This is a genomic window from Paraoerskovia marina (assembly GCF_900105445.1).
GTDB classification, from domain to species: Bacteria; Actinomycetota; Actinomycetes; order Actinomycetales; family Cellulomonadaceae; genus Paraoerskovia; species Paraoerskovia marina.
This window is the reverse complement of record NZ_LT629776.1, coordinates 2375565-2400471: the sequence shown is the minus strand read 5'-3', so window position 1 is coordinate 2400471 and position 24907 is coordinate 2375565. Positions and strand designations below refer to the sequence as shown.

The following is a 24907-nucleotide window of genomic DNA, read 5'->3' as shown; positions in this document are numbered from 1 at the left end:
TCCGGGCGACCGGCGTCGCCCTACGAGCGGTAGCTCCAGCGCCACGCGTCGGCGTTGTGCCGTCCGGAGCGTCCGCCGAAGGAGCGTGCGCTCGCGCCCCCGCCGGTGCCGCGCAGGACTCGGACGTGGTTGGTCCACTCGGCGACGGGTGCGACGTCGTCGGGCTCCGTGCCTCCCGTGACCGCGGTGAGCCCGGCGACGAGCGCGGCGACCTCGATCTCGTCCGGCGCGCCGCGGACGACGCGCAGGTGGGGGAGCGGGTCCGTCATGAGGGGTCCTCCTCGTCGAAGAAGTCCGGTGCCTCGCCGCGGGAGACCGCCCACTCGCCCACGCGATAGCCCGCGTCGGTGAGCCGGTTCGCGAGGTCCGAGCCCGCAGCGTCGACGACCTCCATCACGCCGTCGAGCGAGCCTCCGGCGTTCTCGTGCGCGGTGCCGACGACGTAGCCGAGGTAGAAGACGTCCGCGCTGAGCTCGTCCTCGTCCGGGTCACCCTCCTCGCCGTCGGGCTCCCACACGGCGGCGGTGAGATCGGGGTGCATGCCGAGCGTCTGGTGAATCCGGTCGTACAGCGTCGCGTTGAGCGCCCCGACCCGCGTCTCGAGGGCCAGGACGCGTGGGTCGTCGTCCGACTCCGACGCGCCGAACTCGCCGCGGACCCCGGCGGCCGTCTCGATGTACGAGTGCAGGGCCGCGGCGAGCTCGTCGACGGCCTGGTGCAGCGGCGCCGGGTCGACAGCGTCCAGCGGTGCCGGCCCGTGGGGGCCGTCCTCGTGGGTCATCGATGCCTCCCGTGCTGGGTCGCGACGATCATAGGGGGATGTTGCCGTGCTTCTTGGGCGGCAGGCTCGCACGCTTGGTGCGCAGCGCGCGCAGCGCCTTGACGACCCGCACCCGGGTCTCGGAGGGGCGGATCACGTCGTCGACGTAGCCCCGCTCGGCAGCGCCCCACGGGTTGACGATCGCGTCCTCGTACTCGGCCGTCAGCCGCGCGCGCTCCGCCTCGACGTCTCCGCCCGCGTCCGCGACCGCCTTGAGCGCGCCGCGCTGGAGGATGTTGACCGCGCCGGCCGCCCCCATCACCGCGATCTGCGCCGTCGGCCACGCCAGGTTGACGTCGGCCCCGAGCTGCTTCGAGCCCATCACGATGTACGCCCCGCCGTAGGCCTTGCGGGTGATGACCGTGACCAGCGGGACCGTCGCCTCGGCGTACGCGTAGATGAGCTTCGCACCGCGACGGATGATGCCCTCGTGCTCCTGGCCGACGCCGGGCAGGAACCCGGGGACGTCGACGAACGTCAGGACGGGGATGTTGAACGCGTCGCACGTCCGGACGAACCGGGCCGCCTTCTCTGCGGCGTCGATGTCGAGCGTCCCGGCCATCGCCAACGGCTGGTTGGCGACGATCCCGACCGACTGGCCCTCGACGTGCCCGAACCCGACGAGCACGTTCTTGGCGAACAACGGCTGGACCTCGAGGAACTCGCCGTCGTCGAGCACGTGGTCGACCACGGTGCGCATGTCGTACGGCTGGTTGTCGGAGTCGGGAACCAGGGTGTCGAGCTCCAGGTCGAGGTCGTTGACCTCCAGGTCGACGTCCTCGGGCACGAACTGGGGCGGGTCGGAGAGGTTGTTCTGCGGCAGGTACCCGACCAGGTGGCGCACGTAGTCGATCGCGTCGTCCTCGTCCGCACCCATGTAGTGCGCGACGCCGGAGCGCTCGTTGTGGGTCCGCGCGCCGCCGAGCTCCTCGAAGCCGACGTCCTCACCGGTCACGGACCGGATGACGTCGGGTCCGGTGATGAACATGTTCGACGTCTGGTCGGCCATCACGATGAAGTCGGTCAGGGCGGGGGAGTACACGGCGCCGCCGGCGCTCGGGCCGAGGATCAGCGAGATCTGCGGGACCACGCCCGAGGCGGCGACGTTGCGCCGGAAGATCTCGGCGAACTGGGTGAGCGCGGCGACACCCTCCTGGATCCGGGCCCCGCCGCCGTCAGAGATCCCGATCAGCGGGACACCGGTGCGCAGCGCGAGGTCCTGGACCTTGGTGATCTTCTCGCCGTGCACCTCGCCCAGGCTGCCGCCGAAGACGGAGAAGTCCTGGGAGTAGATGCAGACCTGGCGGCCGTCGATGGTCCCGTGCCCGGTGACGACGCCGTCGCCGGGCAGGCGCCTGGCGTCCAGGCCGAAGTTGCGGGACCGGTGCGTCACGAAGGGGTCGAGCTCGACGAAGCTGCCCTCGTCGAGCAGCGCGGCGACGCGCTCGCGAGCCGTCTGCTTGCCGCGCGGGTGCTGCTTCGACTGGGCGTTCTCCTCGGGTGCCGTCGTCGCGGCGGCGCGACGGCGGTCGAGGTCTGCCAGGGCGGCGGCAGTCCCGGCGAGTGCTTCGCCTGAGGCATCGGTGGCGTGGTTCACCTGATCGAGAGTAGTTGGTGGAACGCGCCAACTCGATGGCGGGCGCACCAGCGTCGACCGGCTCCCCGTTGGTGGGTCTCCACAAACGAGGGCGGTAGAGCATGATGGAGGCATGGAGAAGCCCGACCGCCCGGCGCTCGCGCCGGACCTGCTGCACTCGCTCCTCGTGGGCCCCGGCCAACCCGTCCGCCGTCTGGAGGTCCTCGAGACCGTGGACTCCACGAGCGGGTGGCTGGCGCGCGAGGCGCTGGTAGATCCCTCGGCGTGGCCGCACCCGGCCCTGGTCGTGGCCGACCATCAGCAGGCGGGCCGCGGTCGGCAGGGGCGCGAGTGGGTCGTGCCCGAGCGGGCGGCGATCACCGCCTCGCTGCTTCTTCGCCCGCCGCTCGAGCGCGAGGCGCTCACATGGCTGCCGCTGCTCGCCGGGCTCTCGGTGGCGCGAGGGCTCCGGGCGACGGCCGGCGTGCACGCCGTCGTGAAGTGGCCCAACGACGTCCTGGTCCCGGTCGAGTCCGACGACGGCGCCGTCGTCCTCCGGAAGGTCGCGGGCCTGCTGGCGGACGTGCTGACCGACGGGGCCGTCGTCGTCGGCTTCGGCGTCAACGTCACGCAGTCGAGCGACGAGCTGCCCGTCGAGACGGCGACGTCGCTCCTGCTCGCCGGCGCGGCCACGACGGACCGGGCGATCGTGCTGACCGCCCTCATCGAGGGGTTCTCCGAGGTGCTCGGGCGCTGGGTGGCCGACGGGGGCGACGTCCAGGGCTCGGGGCTCGCGGCCGAGTGCGCCGAGCTGTGCGTGACACTGGGTCGCCGAGTTCGCGTCGAGCTGCCCGACGGTACGGCCGTCGAGGGTGTCGCCGAGCGTCTCGGGGCGACCGGGTCCCTCGTCGTCTCGACCGTCGACGGGGAGCAGGAGTTCCACGCGGGCGACGTGCACCACCTGCGTGACAGTGAACGTGAGCACGGTCACTAGACTTGGCCCGTGCCGACCGACGACCTGACCCCACCCCCCAGCCCGACCAGCCCGGCCGAGCGGACCACCGCCGCCCGGCTCGACGAGGCCCTTCTCGGCGGAGCGCGCACGCTCTCGCTGGACGAGCTCGCCGAGGCGGCGGGCGCGACGCCCGAGGACGTCGAGGCGTACTGGCGTTGGCTCGGCCTGCCGGTCACCGACCCAGCTGAGCAGAGCTACACCGACGAGGACGTCGTCGCGATCTCCGAGATGGCCGACCTCGTCCGCCGCGAGGACCTCGACGACCGGTCGCAGACGACCCTCGTCCGGTCGATGGGGCACACCACCGAGCGCCTCGCGCTCTGGCAGATGGAGGCGCTGATCGAGCACATGGCCAGGCGGTACGAGCTCGACGACACGACCGCGCGGCTGCTGGCCCTCGACCGGATCCCCGCCCTCGCGCCCGTGCTGGAGCGACAGCTGCTCCACGCGTGGCGCCGTCAGCTCGCGGCGGTGACGGGCCGCCTCGAGGTCGAGTTCTCCGGTGCCCGCGGCTCGCGGACCGAGGGGTCGGGTCAGCTGCCGCTCCCGCGCGCCGTGGGCTTCGCGGACATCGTGTCCTTCACCAAACGGACCGCGGGTCTCGGCTCGGCAGAGCTGGCCGAGTTCGTGCAGGTCTTCGAGACGCAGGCGAGGGACCGGATCACGTCGGCCGGCGGACGCGTGGTCAAGACGATCGGCGACGCGGTGCTCTTCATCGCCGACGACGTCGTCACCGGGGCGCACGTCGCGCTCGCGCTCGCGGAGGCGGGAGACGACAGCGCCGACGGCGAGGTCCCGCCCGTGCGCGTGTCGTTGACGTGGGGCCGGGTGCTGTCCCGGTTCGGCGACGTGTTCGGTCCGACCGTGAACCTCGCCGCACGCCTCTCAGACCTGGCCGAGCCCGGTTCCGTCCTGCTCGACCGGCTGACCGCGTCGGAGCTTGCGGCCGATCCGGCCTTCGCGCTGACCGCGATCGAGCCGCAGGAGGTCCAGGGGATCGGCCAGGTGGAGCCCGTCCGCCTGCAGCGCGCCTACCAGGGGTAGCTAGACCTCGATCCGCTCGAGGAGACCGGGGTCGTTCTGGCCGACCGAGCCGACGCGCGCGGCGACGGGGTACGCCTCGAGCTCGACGCCCGGGGCTGCCAGGAGGTCCCGGACGTCGTCGCCCGGGACGGTCGGGTCGAGCCAGCGCGCGTAGTCCGCACGGGCCAGCGTCAGCGGGGTCCGGTCGTGGATCTCCGCGAGCGCCCCCTCGGCGGCCCGCGTGACGATCGTGGTGCTGACGAGCCATCGCGCCGGGTCGTCGTCCGCCTTCTCGGGGTCGCGCCAGAACTCGTAGAGCCCGGCCAGCGGCGTGATGCCGTCCCCGGGTGGCGTGATGCGGTACGGCTGCTTGCCCGACGTCGTCCGCCGCCACTCGTAGTACCCGTCGACGGGGACGATGCACCGCCGGGCGCCGAACGCGCGCCGGAACGACGGCTTCTCGGCGACCGTCTCGGCCCGGGCGTTGATCATGCGTGCGCCTGCCGAGGCGTCCTTCGACCACGGCGGGACGAGACCCCACCGCGCCACCCGGAGCGAGCGCACGACGTCGTCGGACGACCTCTCGCCGCGCTCGACGACGATCCGCACCGCCGTGGTCGGGGCGACGTTCCACGAGGGCGGCAGCAGGCGTGCGTCGTCGGCCACGAGCGCGATCGCGAACTCGTCCGCGAGGTCTTCGGCGTCTCGGAACGCCGCGAATCGTCCACACATGCGTCCAGGGTGCCCCGTCTTTCGGCAGTACGCCGCCGGAGCATCGGTCGAATCGATACGACAACGGGTGCCGAACGGCCGTAGTATCCGACCCATGACCCCCGCTCGCTCCCGATCGACCGTCGCGTGGGTGCTCCTCCTCGGCGCGTTGGCGACCCTGCCCGCCTTCACGGTGGACACCTACCTGCCCTCGCTCCCCGACGTCGCCTCCGACCTGGACGCGTCGCCCGCCCTCGCACAGCTCACCATCTCCGGCATGCTGATCGGCGGCGCCGTCGGGCAGCTCGTGATCGGACCGCTCTCCGACCGGTACGGGAGGCGCCTGCCCGTGATCATCGGGCTCGCCCTGCACGTCGTGACCTCGCTGCTGTGCGCCGTCGTCGGCAGCATCGAGTGGCTGATCGTCCTGCGCGTGCTGCAAGGGTTCTTCAACGCCGCGGCCCAGATCGCCTCGATCGCGGTCATCCGCGACAAGTTCACGGGCTCGGACGCCGCGCGGATCCTCTCCCGGCTGATGCTCGTCATCGGCCTGGCACCGCTGCTCGCCCCGACGCTGGGCGCGGCCATCGCCGGTGTCGCGGGCTGGCGCGCCGTCTTCGTCGTCCTCGCCGTGATGGGGCTCGTGCTCGGGCTCGTCGTCCTGCGGTGGATGCCCGAGACCCTGCCCGTCGAGCGGCGTCGCACCGGCGGGATGCGGTCCGTCCTGGGCGGCTACGCCACCCTCGTCAAGGACCGGCACTTCGTGGCGCTCGCGGTCCTCCCCGGGCTCGGCATGGCGCTGCTCATGAGCTACGTGGTCGGCTCGCCCTTCGTCCTCCAGGAGGGGTACGGGCTCTCCGACGGGCAGTTCGCCGCGCTCTTCGCGATGAACGGCATCGGCCTCGTGGTCTCCGCGCAGGTCAACGCCTCGCTCGTCCGCCGGGTCGCGCCGATCCGGATCCTGCGCGTCGCGCTCGTGATGCAGGCGGGCTTCGCCGTCGTGCTGCTCGTCGTCGCGTCGACCGGGGCCGGTGGTCTCGTCGGGCTGCTCGCCGCGCTCTGGCTCACCCTCTCGATGCAGGGGCTGATCCCGGCCAACGCGTCCGCCCTCGCCCTCTCGCGCCACGGTGAGATGGCCGGGACCGCCGCAGCCGTCATCGGAGCGTTCCAGGCCGGTATCGCCGGCGTCGTCAGCCCTCTCGTCGGAGTCCTGGGCGGTGACGCGCAGGCGATGGCGACCGTCATGCTCGCGGCCGTCGCCCTCTCGATCGTGATCCTCGCCGTCGCCACCCCGGCGTTCCGACGCGGCGGCTGGCACTCGGGAGCGGTGGGCACCTGATCCCGCGCTTGGGTACTGTCACGGGGTGCGTGACGACGAGGACCCCACCCGATCCGACGACGAGAGTCACCTCTCGTTGATGGATCCTCCGGCGCGCGCTCTGCCCGCGCGGCACACCCCCGGGACCGCGCGCCGGCACGCGGGCAAGGTCGTGGGCCTCGTGCTCACCGGAGTGCTCACGTTCATCATGGTCGGGGCAGGGGCGGCCTACGTCGACCTGCGGAGCCAGATGGACGTCCACGACGTCGACGACCTCCTCGGCGCCGACCGCCCGACGATGCCGACCGGCGTCCAGAAGCAGCCCGAGGACCCCGCGGAGCCACTCGTCGACCCCTATGCCGACCAGGCGTTGAACATCGTCGTCATGGGGACCGACCTCCGCGACGGCGACAACGCCGACGTGGCCGGCGCGGCGACCGAGCTCGAGGGCGCCGGCATGCGGAGCGACTCGACGATGCTCGTGCACGTCGCCGGCGACCGCAGCCGCGTCGAGGTCGTCTCGATTCCCCGCGACTCGCTCGTGACCATCCCGGAGTGCACCCGCTCGGACGGGACGACGACCGGTGTGCACTACAACACGATGTTCAACACGGCCTTCCAGCTCGGAGCCGGTGACACCGACGACATCGCGGGAGCCGCGGCCTGCACGCGACGCACCATCGAACAGCTCACCGGGGTGCTGACCACCGACCACGTCGTCGTCCAGATGGCCGGCGTCACGCCGATCGTCGACGCGATCGGCGGTGTGCGGATGTGCCTGCCGGAGGAGATGCACGGCTACCAGGTCGACCTCGACCTCCCCGCCGGCGAGCAGGTGATCGACGGCGAGACCGCGATCAACTTCCTCCGCGCCCGCAAGGGGACCGGATTCGGGCTCGAGATGGGGAGCGACCTCGCCCGGATCGAACGACAGCAGGCGTTCGTCGACGCCGCCGTGCACGAGGTCTCCCAGAAGAACCTGCTGACGGACTCGCCCGCGCTCTACAAGCTCGTCGAGGCGGTCCTGAAGTCGATCTCGACTAGCCCGGGTCTCGGAAGCCCGGAGGCACTCGCCGGCTTTGCGGCGTCGTTGGCGAAGGTCCCGCCGGAACAGGTGGTCTTCACGAGCCTTCCCGTGGTCGAGGCCCCGACGGACCGCAACCGCGTGGTCTGGACCGCCGAGGCCGACGCGATCTGGGAGCGGCTCGCGGCCGACGAGGCACCGCCGACGCCCGAGGCAGAGATCACCGAGACCGCCCGCGAGAGCGACGCGACCACCGAGGCTCCGGCCGGATCGTCGGCCACGCCGTCGGACAGCTCCGCGGAGACCGGCGAGGAGGACGTCGCCGAGGAGGCCGTCGAGGAGACGGTCGCCCCCGGCGTCTGCCCGAGCTAGGGTCGTCGTGCCCGCTCAGCGGAGGGCGGCGGCATACCGGGTCAGGCGGTCGACCGCCTCCGTCAGGACGTGCTCCTGCTTGACGAAGGTGAACCGGACGGTCGACGCGAGAGCGTCGGCGACCGCCGACGGACGACCGTCGTCCCCGGTGCGACAGAACGCGGCGACGGGGATCCCGACCACCCCGCCCTCACGGGCGAGGTCGCGGCAGAACTGTACGCCGTCCGTGACGCCGAGCGGAGCGGCGTCGGCGACGACGAAGTACGTTCCCTGCGGTCGGTACACCTCGAAGCCCGCCCGGTCGAGTCCCTCGCACAGCACGTCCCGGCGTCCTTGCAACGACGCCGCGAGCGCACGCGGGACCGCGTCGTCGCCGAGGACAGACGCGACCGCCGGCTGGAACGGTGCCCCGCTCGCGTAGGTCAGGTACTGCTTGACCGTCCTGATCGCCGTCACCAGGTGGGACGGACCGTGCAGCCACCCGATCTTCCACCCGGTGACGGAGAAGGTCTTGCCCGCGGAGCTGATCGTGATCGTGCGGTCCGCCATCCCGGGCAGCGAGGCCATCGGCACGTGCGCGACGCCGTCGAAGACGAGGTGCTCGTACACCTCGTCCGTCACGACGAGCGCGTCGTGACGTCGTGCGGCGTCGGCGAAGGCCTCGAGCTCGGCGCGGGTCAGTACCGCGCCCGTCGGGTTGTGCGGTGAGTTGAGCAGGATGAGCCGGGTGCGGGGGCCGACGACGGCCGCGAGCGCGTCGAGGTCCGGCCTGAACCCGTCCGGGTGGGCGAGCATCGGCACCGTGCGGTGCGTCCCGCCTGCGAGCGCGATCGTCGCGGCGTGAGTGTCGAAGTAGGGCTCAAGGGTGACGACCTCGTCTCCGGGCCCGACCAGGGCCAGCATCGTCGCCGCGAGCGCCTCGCTCGCGCCGGTGGTCACCAGGACCTCGCTCTCGGGGTCGAGCGTGAGCCCGTAGTGCCGTGCCTGGTGGTCGGCGACGGCGCGGCGCAGCGACTCGGTCCCCGCGCTCGGGGGGTACTGGTTGAACCCTGCGTCGATCGCCGCCTTCGCCGCGTCGAGCATGGCGGCGGGGCCGTCGACGTCGGGGAATCCCTGGCCGAGGTTGAGCGCGCCGGTCGAGGCGGCGAGGTCCGTCATCTCGGCGAAGATCGAGCCTGCGACCGAGCCGTCCGTGCGGACCAGACCCGTGGCTCGGGCCACGTCGAACCATCGTCCTGTCATGCCGACCGACCCTAGCGCGGACACGTCGGTCAGGTTGTCCACAGCCCCCTCACGGCGTCACGGCGAAATCTCTAGGCTCGGACTCGGCGGCGCGAGCTGCGAAGAATGTCGGGAACGAACGAAAGAGGACCGGTGGACGACGACGGTGTGGTGCTCCTCGCCGGGGACGCTCGGGACCTGGTGCGCACCCGCGACGTCGACCCTGTCCGCGACCCTGCGGCGGCTGAGCTGCTGATCCGCGAGGCGCTCGCCACCTACGAGACGCGCGCGGCGCTCGGCGGGGTGCCCGTCATCGACGACACGGACGCCGCGGTGCGTCGGGTCCTGGACGACCTCGCCGGAATGGGTCCGCTGCAGGCCTACCTCGACGACCCGGAGATCGAGGAGGTGTGGGTCAACTCGCCCTCGGAGGTCTTCGTCGCGCGCCGTGGGCGTTCCGAGCTGACGACGACGATCCTGACGCGAACCCAGCTGCGGGACCTCGTCGAGCGGATGCTCAAGTCCTCCGGGCGTCGGCTCGACCTCTCCAGCCCGTTCGTCGATGCCTGCCTGCCCGGGGGAGAGCGGCTCCACGTGGCGATCCCGGACGTGACCCGCGAGCACATGGCGGTCAACGTCCGCAAGCACGTGCTCAGGGCCACGTCGCTGCGGGACCTCGTGGATCTCGGTTCCCTGACCCTGCATGCCGCCGAGTTTCTTGACGCCTGCGTACGAGCGGGCCTCAACGTCGTCGTGGCCGGCGCGACACAGGCGGGCAAGACCACGATGCTCAACGCGCTCGCGGGGTCGATCCCTGCGACGGATCGGGTGATCACGTGCGAGGAGGTCTTCGAGCTGCAGATGCCCTGCCGCGACGTGGTCCCCCTCCAGTGCCGGCAGCCCTCGCTCGAGGGGACCGGAGAGATCACGCTGCGGCGGCTGGTCAAGGAGGCTCTGCGCATGCGGCCCGACCGGATCGTGATCGGCGAGGTGCGCGAGGCCGAGTCGCTCGACCTGCTCGTCGCACTCAACTCAGGCGTCCCCGGCCTCTGCACGATCCACGCGAACTCGGCCCGTGAGGCGCTCGTCAAGCTCTGCACCCTGCCGATGCTCGCAGGGCCGAACGTCACGGATCGCTTCGTCGTCCCGACGGTGGCGTCCTCGGTCGACGTCGTCGTGCACCTCGGCGTCGACGCCGACGGGACGCGCTGCGTCCGAGAGATCGTCACCGTGCCCGGCAGGACGGAGGAGGGCGTCGTCGAGACCGTCGACATCTTCCAGAGAACCGAGGGACGTCTGCACCGCGCCGCCGGCTACCCGCACGCCCGTGAACGATTCATGCGCGCCGGACTCGACGTCACCGCGATCCTCAACGGGGAGCGCCACGCGATGCCCGTGGGCGTGGGCATCTGATGGGAGTCGTCGTCGGTCTGCTCCTGGGCGCGGGGTGCTGTCTCGTCTGGTTGTCGTGCTGGACCAACCCTGCTGCACGGTCGCGAACCCGTGGCTGGACGGCACGCGTCCAGGACATGTTGAGCCAGGCAGGCCTGCCTGACGTGACGCCGGGCGCGCTCCTGGGTGTCTCGTCCGCCGCGGGGCTCGCCGCGCTCGCCGTCGTCTTCGCGGTCACCCGGTCGATCACGATCTCGGTGTGCTTCGCCGCCATGGCCGGTGCTGCCCCGTGGCTTCTGGTCCGCGGTCAGGCGCGTCGGCGTCGCGTGCGGCTGCGCGACGTCTGGGCCGAGGCGGTCGACCACCTGGCGTCGGGGGTTCGTGCGGGCCTCTCGCTTCCGGAGGCGCTCGTCCAGCTGGGCGAGCGGGGTCCCGACGACCTGCGCGAACCGTTCCGCCGGTTCGGTCAGGACTATCGCAGCGCGGGTAGGTTCGGGGAAGCGCTCGACGCGCTGAAGGCACGCCTGGCCGATCCCGTCGGCGACCGGATCGTCGAGGCCCTCCGGGTCACGCGCGACGTAGGTGGTGCGGACCTGGGGCGCATGCTTCGTACGCTCTCCGGGTTCCTCCGGGAAGACGCCAGGACACGCGGCGAGCTGGAGGCTCGGCAGTCGTGGACGATCAACGGGGCGCGTGTCGCAGTGGCGGGCCCCTGGGTGGTGCTCGGGCTTCTGGCGACCAGGCCGGAGACGGCTGCGGCCTTCGACTCGGTCACCGGCGCGCTGGTCCTCGCCGGTGGCGCCGCATGCTCGCTCGTGGCCTACCGCGCGATGGTGCACATCGGGCGACTTCCCGACGAGGAACGGGTGCTGCGATGATCGAGGTCTCGCTCGTGGGTGCTGCCGTCGGTGCGACGGCGGGTCTCGGGCTGCTGCTCGTCGCCAGCGCCGTCGCCCGCCGGTCGATCCGCCTGGACGACCGTGTGGTCCCCTACCTGCGTGCCTTCGGCGGCGAGCTCGGTCCGCGGACCGGTGGTTCAGCCCTGGCTCCGTGGATGTCCAGGATCACCCGCTGGCTCGAGCGGCTCGGGTCGTCCCGGGCGGACGTCGAGCGACGTCTCGCCCGCGCCGGGAACCGCGGCTCGGTCGAGCAGTTCCGCATGGTGCAGGTCGTCTGGGCGGTCGTGGGCCTCGCCGCCGGACTCGCCCTGTCGGTCCTGCTCCTCGCGGCACGCGGGTCGAGCCTGCTCACCCTGGTCGTCCTCGTCGTGATCTGTGCCGTCGCGGGGATCCTGCTCTGCGACTGGAACCTGACTCGACAGGCCTCGCGCCGCGAGGAGCGCATCAGGTCAGAGTTCCCGACGGTCGCCGAGCTGCTCGCGCTCGCCGTCGGTGCGGGGGAGGGCCCGGTCGCCGCGATCGACCGGATCGCCGCGACGACGCGCGGTGACCTCTCCGACGAGTTCACCCGGGTCCGCGCCGACCTGCGTGCCGGTGCGACGCTCGACGGTGCCCTCGAGGAGCTGGGCCGCCGCACCGAGGTCAAGGCGCTCGCCCGGTTCGCCGAGGCGGTGACGGTCGCCGTCGACCGCGGCACGCCGCTGGCCGAGGTCCTCCGCGCGCAGGCGCAGGACGTCCGTGAAGCAGGCCGCCGCGCCCTGATGGAGGAAGGAGGACGGCGCGAGGTACTGATGATGATCCCGGTGGTCTTTCTCATCCTCCCCGTCACGGTCGTCTTCGCCGTCTTCCCCAGTCTTGCCACCCTGCGCGTCGGGTTGTGACGCGTGCCCACCACTGAAGGAGTTGACGTCCATGGAACGCCGCAGCATCTTGATCCGGACCGGCGGGGTCCTACGCGCGCGCCTGCGACGGGTCGCGTCGCAGCCGGAGCGTGGCGACGTGCCCGGATGGGTGCTCGTCACGCTCATGACGGCGGGGCTCGTCGTCGCGCTGTGGGCCATCGCGGGCCCCCTGCTGGAGCAGACGTTCACCGAGGCGATCAACAGCGTCACGGGTCCGTAGTCGCCGGGCGTCCCGACAGCCGACGGCCGGTGCGACCCCGCAGTCGTAGCGTTCCCGGCGTCCGTGGGGACGAGGGGTCGGCGGTGGCCGAGTTCGCCCTGGTCTCTGTCCTCGTGCTGGCGCTCGTGCTCGCGGTCGTCCAGGTCATCCTCGCCGTCTACGTCAGGTCCCTGCTCGTCGACGCCGCGGCGGAGGGGGCGCGGGTCGCGGCGCGCGCAGACTCCCTCCCCTCCGACGGGATCCGGCGGACCGAGCAACTGATCGAGGGATCGCTGTCCGGGCGTTTCGCCGAGGACGTCCGAGTCAGCGAGGCCGAGTTCGACGGGTTGCCGGTGATGGAGATCTCTGTCCGTGCGCCGTTTCCCGTCGTCGGGACTCTCGGCCCCTCCGGGATGCTCGAGGTCCAGGGGCACGCCGTGCAGGAGCCGGGCTGATGCGCCGCGGGATTGCGGCCCTCCGCACCCGGTGTGCCGGGGCTGGGCGCGAGGACGGCAACGCGATGGTCGAGTTCATCGGGGCCGCGGTGCTGCTCCTGCTGCCGGTGATGTACATCGGGATCGCGCTCGCTCGGCTCCAGGCGGGGACCTTCGCGACGGAGGCGGCGGCACGCGAGATCGGGCGCGTCGTCGTCACCTCCGCGGACGCGTCCGAGCGGGCGGCGCTGAGCGACGCGGCGCTACGGCTCGCCCTCGACGACCAGGGGTTCGATCCGGACGGGGCCGAGGTGGCCGTGACCTGCGCCACCGCGACCTGTCCCGCCGCGGGCGGTGAGGTGACGGTCCGGGTCCTCTACCCCGTCGAGCTGCCGTTCGTCCCGAGGTTCGTCGGGGAAGCCGTCCCGCTGTCCGTCCCCGTGGAGGCCGTGCACGTGGCACCCGTCGGTGACCACGTGGTCCCGTGACCCGCGCGTGCGCGCTGTGCGCGCTGCCGGAGGGCGAGAGCGGACGGATCATGCTGATGACGGCGGCGTTCGTGGCGTTCACGCTCGGTCTGGTGATCGTCGTCGTCTCCGTGACGCAGGTCCATCTCGACCGCAAGCGTCTCCTCGACCTTGCTGACGCGACGGCGCTCGCCGCTGCGGACGAGGTGGTCGCGACGTCGGTCTACGACGGCCTCGACGGGACGCCCGCGTCGACGGGAGGCGCGCGTCTGGACCCGGACGACGTGGAGACCGCGGCCGCCGCCTATCTCGCGGCGTACGCCGGCTCGAGCACGCTCACGGACGTCCGGCTCGTCGAGGCAGGGACGCCGGACGGACGCAGCGCGCGTGTGGTCCTGACGGCACGGACCTGGCCGGCGATCGTGAGTCCCGTGACACGCGGATGGTCTGACGGCATCGACCTGACGGCCGTCGCGGCGGCACGGGCCTGGTAGCGCGTACCCTGGGTTCTCGTGGCCTCCATCGACTTTCCGCACGAGCTCAAGTCCCTCCGATCGACTCTCGCGAGCATTGCCGCCGTGAGCGACCCCGAGGCGCTGCGAGCGAAGATCGCCGACCTCTCGGAGAAGGCGTCCGCGCCCGGTCTCTGGGACGACCCGGAGTCGGCCGCCCGAGTGACGACCGCGCTCTCGGCCGCGCAGAACGAGCTGGAGCGCGTCGACAACCTCAACGGGCAGATCGACGACCTCGAGGCGCTCGTCGAGATGGCGACCGAGGACGGCGGGGACGCCGAGACGCTCGCGGAGGCGGAGTCCGAGCTCGTCACGCTGCAGAAGGCGCTCGGTGAGCTCGAGGTCCGCACGCTCCTGTCCGGCGAGTACGACGTCCGTGAGGCGGTCGTCACCATCCGTGCGGGTGCCGGTGGTGTGGACGCCGCCGACTTCGCGGAGATGCTGATGCGGATGTACCTGCGCTGGGCCGAGCGGCACGGCTACCCGACGACGGTTCTGGACACGTCGTACGCGGAGGAGGCCGGCCTGAAGTCGGCGACGTTCGAGGTCAAGGCCCCGTACGCCTTCGGCAACCTCTCGGTCGAGGCCGGGACGCACCGCCTCGTGCGGATCTCGCCGTTCGACAACCAGGGTCGCCGCCAGACGTCGTTCGCCGCCGTCGAGGTCATCCCGCTGATCGAGCAGACCGACTCCGTCGAGATCCCCGAGAACGAGATCAAGGTCGACGTGTTCCGTTCCTCCGGCCCGGGTGGCCAGTCGGTCAACACGACCGACTCCGCGGTGCGGATGACGCACATCCCGACCGGGATCGTCGTCTCGATGCAGAACGAGAAGTCCCAGATCCAGAACCGCGCCGCCGCGCTCCGCGTTCTCCAGTCGCGCTTGCTGCTGCAGCGTCAGGCGGAGGAGAACGCCAAGAAGAAGGAGCTCGCCGGCGACATCAAGGCGAGCTGGGGCGACCAGATGCGGTCCTACGTGCTGCACCCGTACCAGATGGTCAAGGACCTGCGGACGGAGCACGAGGTCGGCAACACGTCCGGCGTCTTCGACGGCGACATCGACGGCTTCATCGAGGCCGGGATCCGCTGGCGGCGCGGGACGGGGTCGTCCGACGACTGATCCAGGTCTCGCGTCAGATCCCCGCGGTCTCTCCTCCCGCGGCGTGTCGGTCGGCGTGCCGCGAAGGGTCGGTGCTTAGCCTCGAGTCGACCGAGGGCACGACCGTGCCCCGCCTCGACCGACGGTGAGTGCCCCTGTGATTCGCTTCGAAAACGTCACGAAGACGTACGCGCGTGGGGCGAGACCCGCCCTCGACGACGTCTCGCTCGACATCGACCGCGGTGAGTTCGTCTTCCTGGTCGGGGCCTCAGGGTCTGGAAAGTCGACCTGCCTGCGTCTCGTCCTGAGGGAGGAACGGCCGTCCGCCGGCGCCGTCCACGTCGCGGGGCGGGACCTGAGCAGGCTCTCGAGCTGGAAGGTTCCCGACCTGCGTCGTCAGATCGGCGTCGTCTTCCAGGACTTTCGCCTGCTGCCCAACAAGACCGTCTACGAGAACGTCGCGTTCGCCCTCCAGGTGCTCGGTCGCAGGCGGCACACCATCTCGCTCGCGGTCCCCGAGGTCCTCGAGCTCGTCGGGCTCGCGGGCAAGGAGAAGCGTCGCCCGCACGAGCTCTCGGGTGGGGAGCAGCAACGCGTCGCCCTGGCCCGGGCGTACGTCAACCGACCCCCGATCCTGCTCGCCGACGAGCCGACGGGAAACCTGGACCCGACGACGGCGCTGGGCATCATGCGTCTGCTCGACCGGATCAACCGGACGGGCACGACGGTCGTGATGGCCACGCACGACGAGGAGACCGTGAACCAGTGGCGGCGTCGTGTGATCGAGCTGGACGACGGGACGGTCGTCCGGGACGAGGCCGAGGGGATCTACGACTCGTCGAGGCGCGGCGATCCGGGGACACCGAGCATCGCCGCGGCGGGCGAGCCTCTCCCGATCGGCGAGGTGTAGACGATGCGGGGTCAGTTCATCCTCGGGGAGGTCGGTGCGGGGCTGCGTCGGAACCTCTCGATGACCGTGGCGGTCGTGCTCGTGACGTTCGTGTCGCTGACGTTCGTCGGTGCCGCGGCGCTTCTTCAGCTGCAGATCGACAAGCTCCAGGGCGACTGGTACGAGCAGGTCGAGGTGACGGTCTATCTCTGCCCGCAGGACTCTCCGCAGGCGGCCTGCGCCGGGGGAGAGGCGACGCAGGAGCAGCAGGAGGACCTCGAGCGCGTGATCGCGACCGAGCTCGACGGTGTCGTCGAGGAGGTGCGCGTCGAGTCCAAGGAGGACGCGTTCGACGCCTTCACGCAGCGGTACCCCGACGGATACCTCGGGACACCGCTGACGGTCGACGACATGCAGAGCTCGCTGCACCTGACGCTCGTCGACCCTGAGGAGTACGAGGTCGTCAACGACGTCCTGACCGGACGGCCGGGTGTCGAGTCCGTCGAGGACGACCGGGCGATCTTCGAGCCGCTGTTCCTGGTGCTCAACCGGCTCTCGCTCCTGGCGGCCGGGCTGGCGGTCGTCATGCTCGTGACGGCGGTCCTGCTGATCAGCACGACGATTCGCCTCTCGGCGTTCAGCCGGCGCCGAGAGACGTCGATCATGCGGCTCGTCGGCGCCTCGAACACCGTGATCCAGCTGCCGTTCCTCCTGGAGGGCGCGATCGCGGCGGTGCTCGGCTCCCTGCTCGCGATCGGTGGTCTCCTCGTCGGCGTGAGGTATCTCATCACGGACTGGCTGGCGGGTTCCGTCCCCTGGGTGAACTATGTCGACACGGGCGATGTGATCCAGGTCGCACCGTTCCTGATCCTGATCGCACTGGTTCTCTCGGTGGGCTCGTCCTACCTCACCCTTCGTCGATACACGAGAGTCTGATCGTTCATGACACGTCGCACGTCACGCTGGATGGCCACCGCAGTCGTCGGAGCCCTGATCGCCGTGGGCGCGACCCCGGCGGTCGCCGACGACATCGACGACCGCCGCGCCGAGGTCGAGCAGCAGCAGGCTCAGGCGAGCGCCGAGCGCGAGGAGCTCGCGCACGAGCTCGAGGGAACCGACGCGGCACTGGCCGCGGCCGTGCTGGAGCTGCACGACATCGAGGCACAGCTCCCGGGCGCCGAGGTCGAGCTCGCGGCCGCCGAGGCCGAGGTGGAGCGGACCCGCCGCGAGGCCGAGCAGCTGGCGCAGCGGCTCGCGGACGCGCAGGACGAAGAGGTGCAGGTCACCGAGGAGATCGACACGAGCGCCGAGGAGGTCGACGACGCGCACGCCAACCTCGCGGAGATGGCACGCCGGTCGTTCCGCGGCGAGGGGTCGCTGAGCAGCCTGGGGATCGTGACCGGTGCGCAGAGCGCCGAGGAGTTCGTCGACGAGTACGCGGCCGCGTCGTCGGCCGCCCGCAGCACCTCGCAGACCCTCGACGAGCTGAGGGACGCGGAGTCGATCGCGCGCAACCGGTCCGCGCGGCTCGAGGCCATCCGCGAGACGATCAGCGACCTCAAGGCGCAGGCGGACCAGAACGTCCTCGACGCCGAGGCCGCCCGCCAGGCCGCGGAGGAGCGCAAGGCAGAGCTCGAGCGACTCCAGGCCGAGCAGCAGGAGAAGCAGGCGGAGATCGAGGCGCAGAAGGCGCAGGCCGAGCAGGACCTGGCCGACGTCGTCTCCGAGCAGAACTCCCTCGAGGCTGACCTCAAGTCGGTCATCGCCGAGCAGGACGCCCGCGACGCGCGGATCCAGGCCGAGAAGGAGGCCGCCGCGAAGGCCGCGGCCGCGAAGGCGGCGGCCGAGGAGGCTGCGCGGAAGGAGGCCGAGAAGGATAGCGGTTCGTCCTCCTCTGGCGGATCGTCCTCCTCCGGGGGGTCGTCCTCCTCGGGTGGCAGCTCGAGCTCTGGTGGGAGCTCCGGCTCAGGCGGCTCGTCCTCCTCGAGCTCGTCCTGGGGGCTCTCGTGGCCGACGGCGGTGCCGGTGATCACGTCGTACTACGGGATGCGCAAGCACCCGTTCCTGGTCGGTGTCACACGGCTGCACGCCGGGCTCGACCTGCGCGCGCGGTGCCCCGGCGGTCGCGGGACGGCCATCTACGCCGCGCAGAGCGGGACGGTCCTCTATTCCCGGTGGTACGGCGGGCTCGGGCAGCAGGTGCTGGTCAACCATGGCTCGCACGGTGGCAACAGCGTGATGTCGAGCTACAACCACCTCTCGGTCCGTTCGGTCTCGGCCGGGCAGTACGTGTCCAAGGGTCAGCTGGTCGGTTACTCGGGCACGACCGGGACCTCGCAGGTCTGCCACCTGCACTTCGAGGTGTATCGCAACGGCTCGACCGTGGACCCGCTCTCGTACCTCTGACCACGCATATCAGCTGGGTCACGGCGGGTCCGGTCGCGTAGATTGGTCCGTGACGCCCGACGGCGTAGCCCACGCCCGGCGTGGATCGACGAGCGGATTGGATGGGTGATGGCGAAGGACACGGGGCGCAACGTCGTCGCGACGAACCGCAAGGCCCGGCACGACTACCTGATCCGGGACGTCTTCGAGGCAGGAATCGTCCTCAACGGCACCGAGGTCAAGGCGCTGCGGCAGGGGAGGGCGTCCCTGGTCGACGGGTATGCCGCGGTGGATCACGGCGAGGCCTGGCTCGAGAACGTCTACATCCCCGAGTACTCGCAGGGGACGTGGAACAACCACGCGCCTCGGCGCCGTCGCAAGCTGTTGCTGCACCGGAGCGAGATCGACCGCCTGGAGGCCAAGACGCGGGAGAAGGGACATACCCTCGTCCCGCTCCAGCTCTACTTCCTGGACGGTCGGGCGAAAGTCGAGATCGCGCTCGCACAGGGAAAGCGCGAGTACGACAAGCGGCAGGCGCTGCGGGAGAAGCAGGACAACCGCGAGGCGCACCGGGCCATGCGCCAGCGTGAGCTGCGGTAGGGCTCAGCGCTGGTGAGGAGGCGGGCGACGCCGTAGCGTACGGGCCGTTCGTCCGTCTACTCTCGGAGGCCCTCCATGGCTCAGCTCAGCCAGTACATCCCGCGTCTCGCCGCCGGCGCGTTCATCCTCAGCTCCGGCCTGGACAAGCGCGGCGCCGACGCCGGCACGGCGGCCTACCTGCACGGCACCGCCGCTGCGGCACTCCCGTTCCTCGACGAGGTCGAGCCCGAGGAGTTCACCAAGGCGCTGTCGACCGGTGAGATCGCGCTGGGTGCCGCTCTCGTCACGCCGTTCGTGCCCTCGGGGCTCGTCGGCGTCGCGCTCGGAGCGTTCTCCGGTGCGCTGGTCGGGATCTATCTCAAGACGCCGGGGCTGACCCGGGAGGACGGCGTGCGCCCGACCCCCGAGGGCATCGGGATGGCGAAGGACGTGTTCCTGCTCGGAATCGCCGGCGGGCTGGTCGCCGGGGCGCTCCGTCGCAAGCGCTAGCGGAATAGTCGTGCACCGATCGCCGTTGACCCCGTAGGATGCATCCTGCGCGGGTCGGCGGCAGTCGGTCCACGCGGTGGCTCGCGGGCCACCAAGATTGACAACTGCACAGGGGGTGATCGGTTTCGACGGTGGTCGTGCTTCAGGGAGAAGCGGGCCGAGAATGCAGACTTATCTCGTTAACGATGTCTGCAAACCTATAGGTGCCGATAACAAGCGCACCGACTTCGCCCTCGCCGCCTGAGCGAGCCTCGAAGTCCGTCAGCCCGGGATAGCTCTCGTCCCGGTTCCTGGCGTCAGCTAGAGAGCCACTGCTCGCGTCGTTCGTCGGTGACGACGCGGGGACTTTCAGCCGACTGGGCCCGTCAGCACCTTGTCCGTGTGAGTGCTGGGGCCGAGAAAAGCGGAGCGGACTGCGCCCGGAGAAGTCCTTGATAATCGCTGCCGGACCGGGGTTCGATTCCCCGCACCTCCACCCCTCGTGACGAGCCCCACCCTGTTCAGGGTGGGGCTCGCTGCGTTGCGGCCGATTTCGGCGTGCCGTCCCTTTGTTCCGGTCATATGGTCGGCAGTGCGACCGAACGCGTCGCACTGATCGGCCGTCGACGTCTGCGACGTCATGAACACCGGAGGAACGCATGAGTCAGTCGAGTGCGACGAGAAAGGGGACGACCGCGGCGATGGTCGCGCTGACCGCGGCGTCGTGCCTGCAGGTCGTCGACCCCACGGCGAACAACATCTCGGTCGTCGGTGCGAGCTCCGAGCTGGGGATGGACGCCGCCCAGCGCGCGTTCGCCGCCAGCATCGGCACGCTCGCCCTGGCCGCCGCCATCCTGACGACGGGTGCGCTCGGAGACCGCCTGGGTCGACGGAAGGTCATGCTCGCAGGTCTCCTCGTCGCAGGCGCCGGCGGTGTGATCACCGCGTTCGCCCCGACCACCGGTGTCTTCATGCTCGGCCGCGCTGTCACCGGGATCGGTATCGCGGCGGCGTTCGGTCTCAGCTTCGCCCTGATCCGGGCGGTGGCCCCGGACGCCATCCCCAAGTCCGTCGCCTTCTGGCTCGCCGGACAGACGGCGGCTGCACTGGTGCTCGGAGTTCTCGTCGGATGGGTCGCCGGCTTCGGCTGGCGCTTCGGCTATCTGGTTCTTCCCGCGGTCGCAGTGATCGCGTTCCTCATGTGCATGCGGGGGTTGCCCGAGGCCAAGGCGGACAAGGTCGGACCCTTCGACTACGTCGGCCTCTCGTCCGTCGCCATCGCGCTCGTGGGCATCATCTACGGACTCTCCAACGCCGGCAACGCCGGCTGGGGATCGTCGACGGTGATCATCCCCGTGCTCATCGGCCTGGTCGCGATGGCCATCTTCATCTGGTGGGAGGCTCGCGTCGAGTTCCCCGCGTTCCCCGTCAAGCTCTTCAAGGACCCCGAGCTCGCGGGCTCGGTCGCCACCGGCTTCTCGTTCAACATGTGGCAGGCCGTCGTGATGATCCAGCTCTCGATGCTGTGGCAGTACGTCTACCAGTACCAGCCGCTCCAGGTCAGCCTCGGACAGCTCCCGATGAACCTCGCGATGGTCGTCGGCGCCACGGTCGCCGGCCGCCTGCTCGCCCGCAAGCTCCCGGTCATCATCCTGCTGAGCGCCGGCCACCTCATGCTCATCGGCACGCTCGTGATGTTCGGGTTCTCCACGACGACCACGCCGTACATCTTCTTCGCCATCCCGATGATCGTCGGTGGTTTCGCCCGGATGCTCAACGAGACGACCATGGGTCAGTACTTCGTCGGCAAGCCGCCGGCGGCCCTGACCGGTTCGATGGCCTCGTCCAAGACGGCGATCGGCCAGACGAGCTTCGCGCTCGGCACCGCGCTGAGCACGACGTTCCTCTTCGGCCAGTACGGCCGGGGCATCGCCGAGGCCTTCGACAACGCCAACGTCGAACCGTCGCAGCAGGGCTACTACACCGGGATGATCGAGACCTACGTCTCCGGTGGCGACATGTCGGACTACGACTCCGAGCAGGTGCAGACGGTGGTCGACCAGGCGAGCGACGTCTTCGTCTCGTCCTTCAACGGCACGATGTTCATCATCGCCGGCTTCCTGACGGTCTTCGCGATCATCAGCACGCTGTTCTTCATGAAGGCGAGCCGGATGCGCAAGGCCGGCACGCTCGTCGACGGCCCGCTCACGCTGGACGGCCGTCCGGCGGCTCTGGTCGGCGGTGGATCGGCCGAGGCGGCCGACGTCGACCGGCCGGGCGAGTCCGGTCCGGGCGATTCCGCCGACGGGCCCGCGTCCCCGCCGTCTCCGGCTTCCTGACCGGCGACGAGAAGAGGCTGTCGCATGAGCAACGTCGACCTGATCTTGGTCAACGGTTCCGTCGTCACGGTCGACGAGGACGGGACGGTCGCCGAGGCGATCGCCGTCGACGACGGTCTGATCGTCGCCGTCGGAACCTCAGACGACGTCCGGGCCCTCGCAGGCCCGGACACGGAGGTCGTCGATCTCGCCGGGACGACGGTGGTCCCCGGCTTCGTCGACGCGCACAGTCACGTGTCGATGGGGGCGCCGTACATCAAGCACGCGGCCCTCCACACCCCGCCCGTGGGGGAGACGCGGACGGTGCCCGACATCGTGCGCAGGCTCCACGAGGCCAAGGACCGCAACCGGCCTGCGCCCGGCGAGTGGGTGATCGGCTGGGGCTACTACCCGGACGAGATGGACGACGGCGGTGAGGTCACCGCGGAGATGCTGGACCGTGAGTTCCCGGACCACCGCGTCGCGATCGTCCACGTCTCGGGGCACGGCGGCGTCGTGAACTCGCGGGTGCTCGAGGCCGCGGGGTTCACGGCGGGCGTCGAGGACCCGGACGGCGGCACGATCGTCCGCTATCCGGGGACGGACACCCCCAACGGTGTGCTCTGGGAGCAGGCGTGGATCCCGATCGCCTTCTCGCTCTTCGACTTCGACGACGACGCGTTCGTCGAGATGCTCGGGGAGTACGCACGGTTCGGGATGACCACCGTGCAGGACGGGGCCGCCACGGTCGACCAGATCAAGTACGTGCGCTCCTTCGCGGAGTCGAGAGGCCTGCCGGTCGACGTCCGCTCGCTCGTGATCTTCAACGAGTTCCAGGAGGCCCTCGACGAGGGCCTCCTGGGGACCAGCAGCCACGGGCACACCGTCCAGGGCCTCAAGCTCATCCTCGACGGCTCACCCCAGGGAAAGACGGCGTACGTCACCGAGGAGTACGTCACCGGCGGTCCCGGGGGCGAGGAGCACTGGCACGGGCTCGCCGTGATCGACCAGGCGACGACCGACGCACTCGTCGAGCAGGCCTATCGCCACGGGGTGCAGGTCTTCGCGCACTGCAACGGAGACGCGTCGATCGACCAGCTGCTCGCGGCACATCGTGCCGCCAAGGAGGCCGGGGTCTCGTCCCCGGGCCGCACGGTCCCCATCCACTCGCAGGTCATGCGTGCGGACCAGCTCGACGACTACGTCGCCGAGGGTTTCAACCCCTCGATGTTCACCATCCATACGTACATCTTCGGCGACACGCACCTGCGGAACTTCGGGCCCGATCGAGCGGCGGGTATCTCGCCACTGCGCTCGGCGACGGCCAAGGGCCTGCGGCCCACGAACCACTCCGACTACCCGATCACACCCATCAACCCGATGGTCCTCCTGTGGACGTCCGTCGTCCGGCGATCCACCGGTGGTGCCGTGCTCGGCGCGGACGAGCGGGTCACCCCGATCGACGGACTCCGGGCGCTGACGATCAACGCAGCGTACGAGCACCGGACCGAGGACGACCGCGGCTCGCTGGAGGTCGGCAAGATCGCCGACCTCGTGCTCCTCGACGCGAACCCGCTCGAGGTCGACCATGATGCGATCAAGGACATCTCCGTCCTGCGCACCATCAAACGAGGAACCACGGTGTACTCAGCCTCATGACGAAAAACGCAGCGGCAGAGCCGACGGCCGACGGCGTCGCCCGTCGGCCCGGTGCCGCGATCTTCGCGCTCACGATGGCCGGGGTCGCCCAGGCCGCGGACGTGTCCCTGCACAACACCGCGATCGCGTCGGCCGCCTCCGACCTCGGGATGTCGCCCTCTGAACGGGCTTTCGCCGCGTCGGTCGCGACGCTCGCGATGGCCGCGTCGATCCTGGCGATCGGGAACCTTGGTGACCGCATCGGGCGGCGGCTCGTGCTGCTGTGGGCGTGCGGCGCGCTGCTCGTAGGTGGCCTCGTGACCGCCGTCGCGCCGAGCGCGGAGATTTACATCGGGGGCCGTGTGCTGACCGGCTTCGGCCTGGCGGGGACGCTCTGCCTCTCGATGGCGCTGATCAGGACCGTCGCACCCGACCGGGTCGGCAAGGCGCTTTCGCTGTTCTTCACCGGTCAGGTCGCGTTCACGATCCCGCTCACGATCCTGGGCGGGTGGCTGATCGGCGGGTCCTGGCGTTACGGGTACCTCGTCGTGCCGGTCGTCGGGATCATCGCGTTCGTGCTGAACAAGCGGTTCGTGCCGCGCTCCAAGGCGGTCCACGCACGGAGCACCGACGGCGTCGGGCTCAGCCTGATCGCCGTCGCGCTGGTCGGGATCATCTGGGGGGTCTCCGACGCCAGCGGCGGGTGGACCTCGGCACGGGTTCTCGTCCCGCTGCTCATCGGCGTGGCGGCCCTCGTCGCCTTCCTGTGGTGGGAGACCCATCACGACGAGCCGGCGCTTCCGGTGAATCTCTTCAAGGACCCGGACCTCGCCGGAGCGCTGACCGCCGACGTCTCGTTCAACATGTGGCAGGCGGTCATGGTCCTGCAGCTCTCCCTGCTGTGGCAGTACGTGTACTCCTACGACGCGCTGCAGGTCACCGTCGGGCAGCTGCCGGCGACCATCGCGATGGTCCTCGGCGCGTTCGCGGCGGGCCGGCTCGCGACGCGGGGCCAGAGCGCTCAGTCGATGGTCCTGGTCGGGCTCGCGGGTGTCGCGATCGCCATGGGCGTCTTCGCCCTCGCGGGCGGCTCGAGCCCGTACTGGGTGTTCGGGCTCGGACTGGTCGTCGGCGGGTTCTCTCGCATGCTGACCGAGACCGCCGCCGGCGAGTTCTTCGTGGGCAAGCCGCCGGCCGACCTCGTCGGTGCGACGGTCGCGAGCAAGCCGGCGATCGGGCAGGCCTCGTTCGCCCTGGGCCTTGCGCTGAGTTCGAGCCTTCTGTACGGGGGCTTCGGCAACGGGCTCCAGGACGTCTACGACGAGGTCGGGCTGACCCCGGTCCAGCAGACGCAGATCTCTGGCTACGTCGCCGGGGGAGAGGCACCCGGGTGGGTCGCCGACTCCCCGCAGGCCGACGAGATCGTCCAGGGGGCGACGGACGCCTACGTCACGGCGTACCAGACGACGACGGGCGTGTTCGCGGTCGTCTTCGTCCTCCTCTTCCTCGTCGCGGCCTGGTTCCTGGCGATCCTCCCGCGTCGGCGCGCGCGAGCAGGTCTGGCTCCGGACGGGTCGGCCGGTCCCACGGACAGTTCCGCGAGCGGCGCGGCCGGGGCGTAGCGGC

At 70.8% G+C, this 24907-nt stretch carries 25 protein-coding genes and 1 other RNA gene; 21 read left to right on the top strand and 5 right to left on the bottom strand.

All coding sequences use genetic code 11. The annotated features are described in order from the left end of the window. Positions 1-20 precede the first annotated feature (20 nt). The 3 genes from BLU20_RS10900 to BLU20_RS10890 are packed head-to-tail and all read right to left on the bottom strand — an operon-like array spanning position 21 to position 2417. Positions 21-269: an acyl-CoA carboxylase subunit epsilon gene (locus BLU20_RS10900; RefSeq protein ID WP_029252412.1), complete on the bottom strand. Its 249-nt coding sequence runs from the start codon at positions 267-269 to the stop codon at positions 21-23. Then, positions 266-781: a hypothetical protein gene (locus BLU20_RS10895; protein WP_083372524.1), complete on the bottom strand. Its 516-nt coding sequence runs from the start codon at positions 779-781 to the stop codon at positions 266-268. Before BLU20_RS10895 ends, BLU20_RS10900 begins: the two co-directional genes overlap by 4 nt. A gap of 28 nt (positions 782-809) precedes the next feature. Next, the gene (locus BLU20_RS10890) at positions 810-2417 is read right to left on the bottom strand and encodes an acyl-CoA carboxylase subunit beta (RefSeq protein WP_231959200.1); all 1608 of its coding nucleotides are present in this window, start codon (positions 2415-2417) and stop codon (positions 810-812) included. A 112-nt stretch (positions 2418-2529) separates the two neighbouring features. Here BLU20_RS10890 and BLU20_RS10885 point away from each other — a divergent pair, with 112 nt between their 5' ends. Both BLU20_RS10885 and BLU20_RS10880 read left to right on the top strand, forming a co-directional pair. Beyond that, entirely contained in the window at positions 2530-3390 is an 861-nt protein-coding gene (locus BLU20_RS10885; protein ID WP_083372522.1) for a biotin--[acetyl-CoA-carboxylase] ligase, read from the top strand. Between the two features lie 9 nt (positions 3391-3399). Next, the gene (locus tag BLU20_RS10880) at positions 3400-4455 is read left to right on the top strand and encodes an adenylate/guanylate cyclase domain-containing protein (RefSeq protein WP_029252416.1); all 1056 of its coding nucleotides are present in this window, start codon (positions 3400-3402) and stop codon (positions 4453-4455) included. On the opposite strand, the gene BLU20_RS10875 is transcribed toward BLU20_RS10880, so the two are convergent. After that, entirely contained in the window at positions 4456-5166 is a 711-nt protein-coding gene (locus BLU20_RS10875) for an SOS response-associated peptidase (RefSeq protein ID WP_083372521.1), read from the bottom strand. A 94-nt stretch (positions 5167-5260) separates the two neighbouring features. On the opposite strand from BLU20_RS10875, the gene BLU20_RS10870 reads away from it, so the two are divergent. Both BLU20_RS10870 and BLU20_RS10865 read left to right on the top strand, forming a co-directional pair. Continuing rightward, on the top strand, positions 5261-6484 hold the full coding sequence (locus BLU20_RS10870; protein WP_083372520.1) for a multidrug effflux MFS transporter: 1224 nt from the start codon (positions 5261-5263) through the stop codon (positions 6482-6484). A 25-nt stretch (positions 6485-6509) separates the two neighbouring features. Next, positions 6510-7859, top strand: coding sequence for an LCP family protein (locus BLU20_RS10865; RefSeq protein WP_231959199.1), 1350 nt, complete (start codon positions 6510-6512; stop codon positions 7857-7859). A 15-nt stretch (positions 7860-7874) separates the two neighbouring features. Here BLU20_RS10865 and BLU20_RS10860 read toward each other — a convergent pair whose 3' ends face one another. Beyond that, positions 7875-9101 carry an aminotransferase class I/II-fold pyridoxal phosphate-dependent enzyme gene (locus BLU20_RS10860; RefSeq protein WP_083373037.1) on the bottom strand — a complete coding sequence of 409 codons (1227 nt, stop codon included), beginning with the start codon at positions 9099-9101 and terminating at the stop codon, positions 7875-7877. A 105-nt stretch (positions 9102-9206) separates the two neighbouring features. Between BLU20_RS10860 and BLU20_RS10855 the strand changes: the two genes are divergently transcribed. From BLU20_RS10855 to BLU20_RS10775, 17 genes are all read left to right on the top strand, one after another. Further along, a complete protein-coding gene (locus tag BLU20_RS10855; RefSeq protein WP_083372519.1) occupies positions 9207-10493 on the top strand; it encodes a CpaF family protein in 1287 nt (428 codons plus the stop codon). Then, positions 10493-11350, top strand: coding sequence for a type II secretion system F family protein (locus BLU20_RS10850; protein ID WP_083372518.1), 858 nt, complete (start codon positions 10493-10495; stop codon positions 11348-11350). The genes BLU20_RS10855 and BLU20_RS10850 overlap by 1 nt, the downstream gene beginning before the upstream one ends. Further along, positions 11347-12252 carry a type II secretion system F family protein gene (locus BLU20_RS10845; protein WP_083372517.1) on the top strand — a complete coding sequence of 302 codons (906 nt, stop codon included), beginning with the start codon at positions 11347-11349 and terminating at the stop codon, positions 12250-12252. Before BLU20_RS10850 ends, BLU20_RS10845 begins: the two co-directional genes overlap by 4 nt. Before the next feature lie 31 nt (positions 12253-12283). Next, positions 12284-12493 (top strand): hypothetical protein, encoded by a 210-nt coding sequence (locus BLU20_RS10840; RefSeq protein ID WP_231959197.1) that lies wholly within the window; start codon positions 12284-12286, stop codon positions 12491-12493. Between the two features lie 83 nt (positions 12494-12576). Beyond that, entirely contained in the window at positions 12577-12927 is a 351-nt protein-coding gene (locus BLU20_RS13965; protein WP_172828959.1) for a TadE/TadG family type IV pilus assembly protein, read from the top strand. Then, entirely contained in the window at positions 12927-13394 is a 468-nt protein-coding gene (locus BLU20_RS10830) for a hypothetical protein (protein WP_083372515.1), read from the top strand. Before BLU20_RS13965 ends, BLU20_RS10830 begins: the two co-directional genes overlap by 1 nt. Next, positions 13391-13867, top strand: coding sequence for a pilus assembly protein TadG-related protein (locus BLU20_RS10825; RefSeq protein WP_083372514.1), 477 nt, complete (start codon positions 13391-13393; stop codon positions 13865-13867). The genes BLU20_RS10830 and BLU20_RS10825 overlap by 4 nt, the downstream gene beginning before the upstream one ends. Before the next feature lie 18 nt (positions 13868-13885). Continuing rightward, positions 13886-15004, top strand: coding sequence for a peptide chain release factor 2 (gene prfB / locus BLU20_RS10820; RefSeq protein ID WP_029252428.1), 1119 nt, complete (start codon positions 13886-13888; stop codon positions 15002-15004). A 136-nt stretch (positions 15005-15140) separates the two neighbouring features. After that, a complete protein-coding gene (gene ftsE / locus BLU20_RS10815; protein WP_083372513.1) occupies positions 15141-15893 on the top strand; it encodes a cell division ATP-binding protein FtsE in 753 nt (250 codons plus the stop codon). 3 nt (positions 15894-15896) lie between these two features. Then, positions 15897-16808 (top strand): permease-like cell division protein FtsX, encoded by a 912-nt coding sequence (gene ftsX / locus BLU20_RS10810; protein ID WP_029252430.1) that lies wholly within the window; start codon positions 15897-15899, stop codon positions 16806-16808. A gap of 6 nt (positions 16809-16814) precedes the next feature. Further along, a complete protein-coding gene (locus tag BLU20_RS10805; protein WP_083372512.1) occupies positions 16815-18278 on the top strand; it encodes a M23 family metallopeptidase in 1464 nt (487 codons plus the stop codon). Between the two features lie 108 nt (positions 18279-18386). Continuing rightward, positions 18387-18857: an SsrA-binding protein SmpB gene (gene smpB, locus BLU20_RS10800; protein ID WP_083372511.1), complete on the top strand. Its 471-nt coding sequence runs from the start codon at positions 18387-18389 to the stop codon at positions 18855-18857. Positions 18858-18932: 75 nt separating this feature from the next. Beyond that, complete coding sequence (locus BLU20_RS10795) at positions 18933-19346, top strand: hypothetical protein (RefSeq protein ID WP_083372510.1); 414 nt, start codon at positions 18933-18935, stop codon at positions 19344-19346. A 111-nt stretch (positions 19347-19457) separates the two neighbouring features. Further along, positions 19458-19824, top strand: a transfer-messenger RNA (tmRNA) gene (gene ssrA, locus BLU20_RS10790). Between the two features lie 160 nt (positions 19825-19984). Further along, the gene (locus BLU20_RS10785; protein WP_083372509.1) at positions 19985-21664 is read left to right on the top strand and encodes an MFS transporter; all 1680 of its coding nucleotides are present in this window, start codon (positions 19985-19987) and stop codon (positions 21662-21664) included. A gap of 24 nt (positions 21665-21688) precedes the next feature. Then, positions 21689-23302 carry an amidohydrolase gene (locus BLU20_RS10780; RefSeq protein ID WP_083372508.1) on the top strand — a complete coding sequence of 538 codons (1614 nt, stop codon included), beginning with the start codon at positions 21689-21691 and terminating at the stop codon, positions 23300-23302. Next, positions 23299-24903: an MFS transporter gene (locus BLU20_RS10775; RefSeq protein WP_083372507.1), complete on the top strand. Its 1605-nt coding sequence runs from the start codon at positions 23299-23301 to the stop codon at positions 24901-24903. Before BLU20_RS10780 ends, BLU20_RS10775 begins: the two co-directional genes overlap by 4 nt. The last annotated feature ends 4 nt before the right edge of the window (positions 24904-24907 follow it).

Excerpts from the sequence above, each read along its gene's own strand:
- BLU20_RS10845 (WP_083372517.1), top strand. The coding sequence starts at position 11,347 with ATGATCGAGGTCTCGCTCGTGGGTGCTGCCGTCGGTGCGACGGCGGGT.
- BLU20_RS10860 (WP_083373037.1), bottom strand. The coding sequence starts at position 9,101 with ATGACAGGACGATGGTTCGACGTGGCCCGAGCCACGGGTCTGGTCCGC.
- BLU20_RS10875 (WP_083372521.1), bottom strand. The coding sequence starts at position 5,166 with ATGTGTGGACGATTCGCGGCGTTCCGAGACGCCGAAGACCTCGCGGAC.
- BLU20_RS10900 (WP_029252412.1), bottom strand. The coding sequence starts at position 269 with ATGACGGACCCGCTCCCCCACCTGCGCGTCGTCCGCGGCGCGCCGGAC.
- BLU20_RS10785 (WP_083372509.1), top strand. The coding sequence starts at position 19,985 with ATGAGTCAGTCGAGTGCGACGAGAAAGGGGACGACCGCGGCGATGGTC.
- BLU20_RS10780 (WP_083372508.1), top strand. The coding sequence starts at position 21,689 with ATGAGCAACGTCGACCTGATCTTGGTCAACGGTTCCGTCGTCACGGTC.
- ftsX (WP_029252430.1), top strand. The coding sequence starts at position 15,897 with ATGCGGGGTCAGTTCATCCTCGGGGAGGTCGGTGCGGGGCTGCGTCGG.
- BLU20_RS10895 (WP_083372524.1), bottom strand. The coding sequence starts at position 781 with ATGACCCACGAGGACGGCCCCCACGGGCCGGCACCGCTGGACGCTGTC.
- BLU20_RS10830 (WP_083372515.1), top strand. The coding sequence starts at position 12,927 with ATGCGCCGCGGGATTGCGGCCCTCCGCACCCGGTGTGCCGGGGCTGGG.
- BLU20_RS10805 (WP_083372512.1), top strand. The coding sequence starts at position 16,815 with ATGACACGTCGCACGTCACGCTGGATGGCCACCGCAGTCGTCGGAGCC.
- BLU20_RS10855 (WP_083372519.1), top strand. The coding sequence starts at position 9,207 with ATGTCGGGAACGAACGAAAGAGGACCGGTGGACGACGACGGTGTGGTG.
- BLU20_RS10840 (WP_231959197.1), top strand. The coding sequence starts at position 12,284 with ATGGAACGCCGCAGCATCTTGATCCGGACCGGCGGGGTCCTACGCGCG.
- BLU20_RS10795 (WP_083372510.1), top strand. The coding sequence starts at position 18,933 with ATGGCTCAGCTCAGCCAGTACATCCCGCGTCTCGCCGCCGGCGCGTTC.
- BLU20_RS10775 (WP_083372507.1), top strand. The coding sequence starts at position 23,299 with ATGACGAAAAACGCAGCGGCAGAGCCGACGGCCGACGGCGTCGCCCGT.
- BLU20_RS10850 (WP_083372518.1), top strand. The coding sequence starts at position 10,493 with ATGGGAGTCGTCGTCGGTCTGCTCCTGGGCGCGGGGTGCTGTCTCGTC.
- BLU20_RS10885 (WP_083372522.1), top strand. The coding sequence starts at position 2,530 with ATGGAGAAGCCCGACCGCCCGGCGCTCGCGCCGGACCTGCTGCACTCG.
- BLU20_RS10870 (WP_083372520.1), top strand. The coding sequence starts at position 5,261 with ATGACCCCCGCTCGCTCCCGATCGACCGTCGCGTGGGTGCTCCTCCTC.
- smpB (WP_083372511.1), top strand. The coding sequence starts at position 18,387 with ATGGCGAAGGACACGGGGCGCAACGTCGTCGCGACGAACCGCAAGGCC.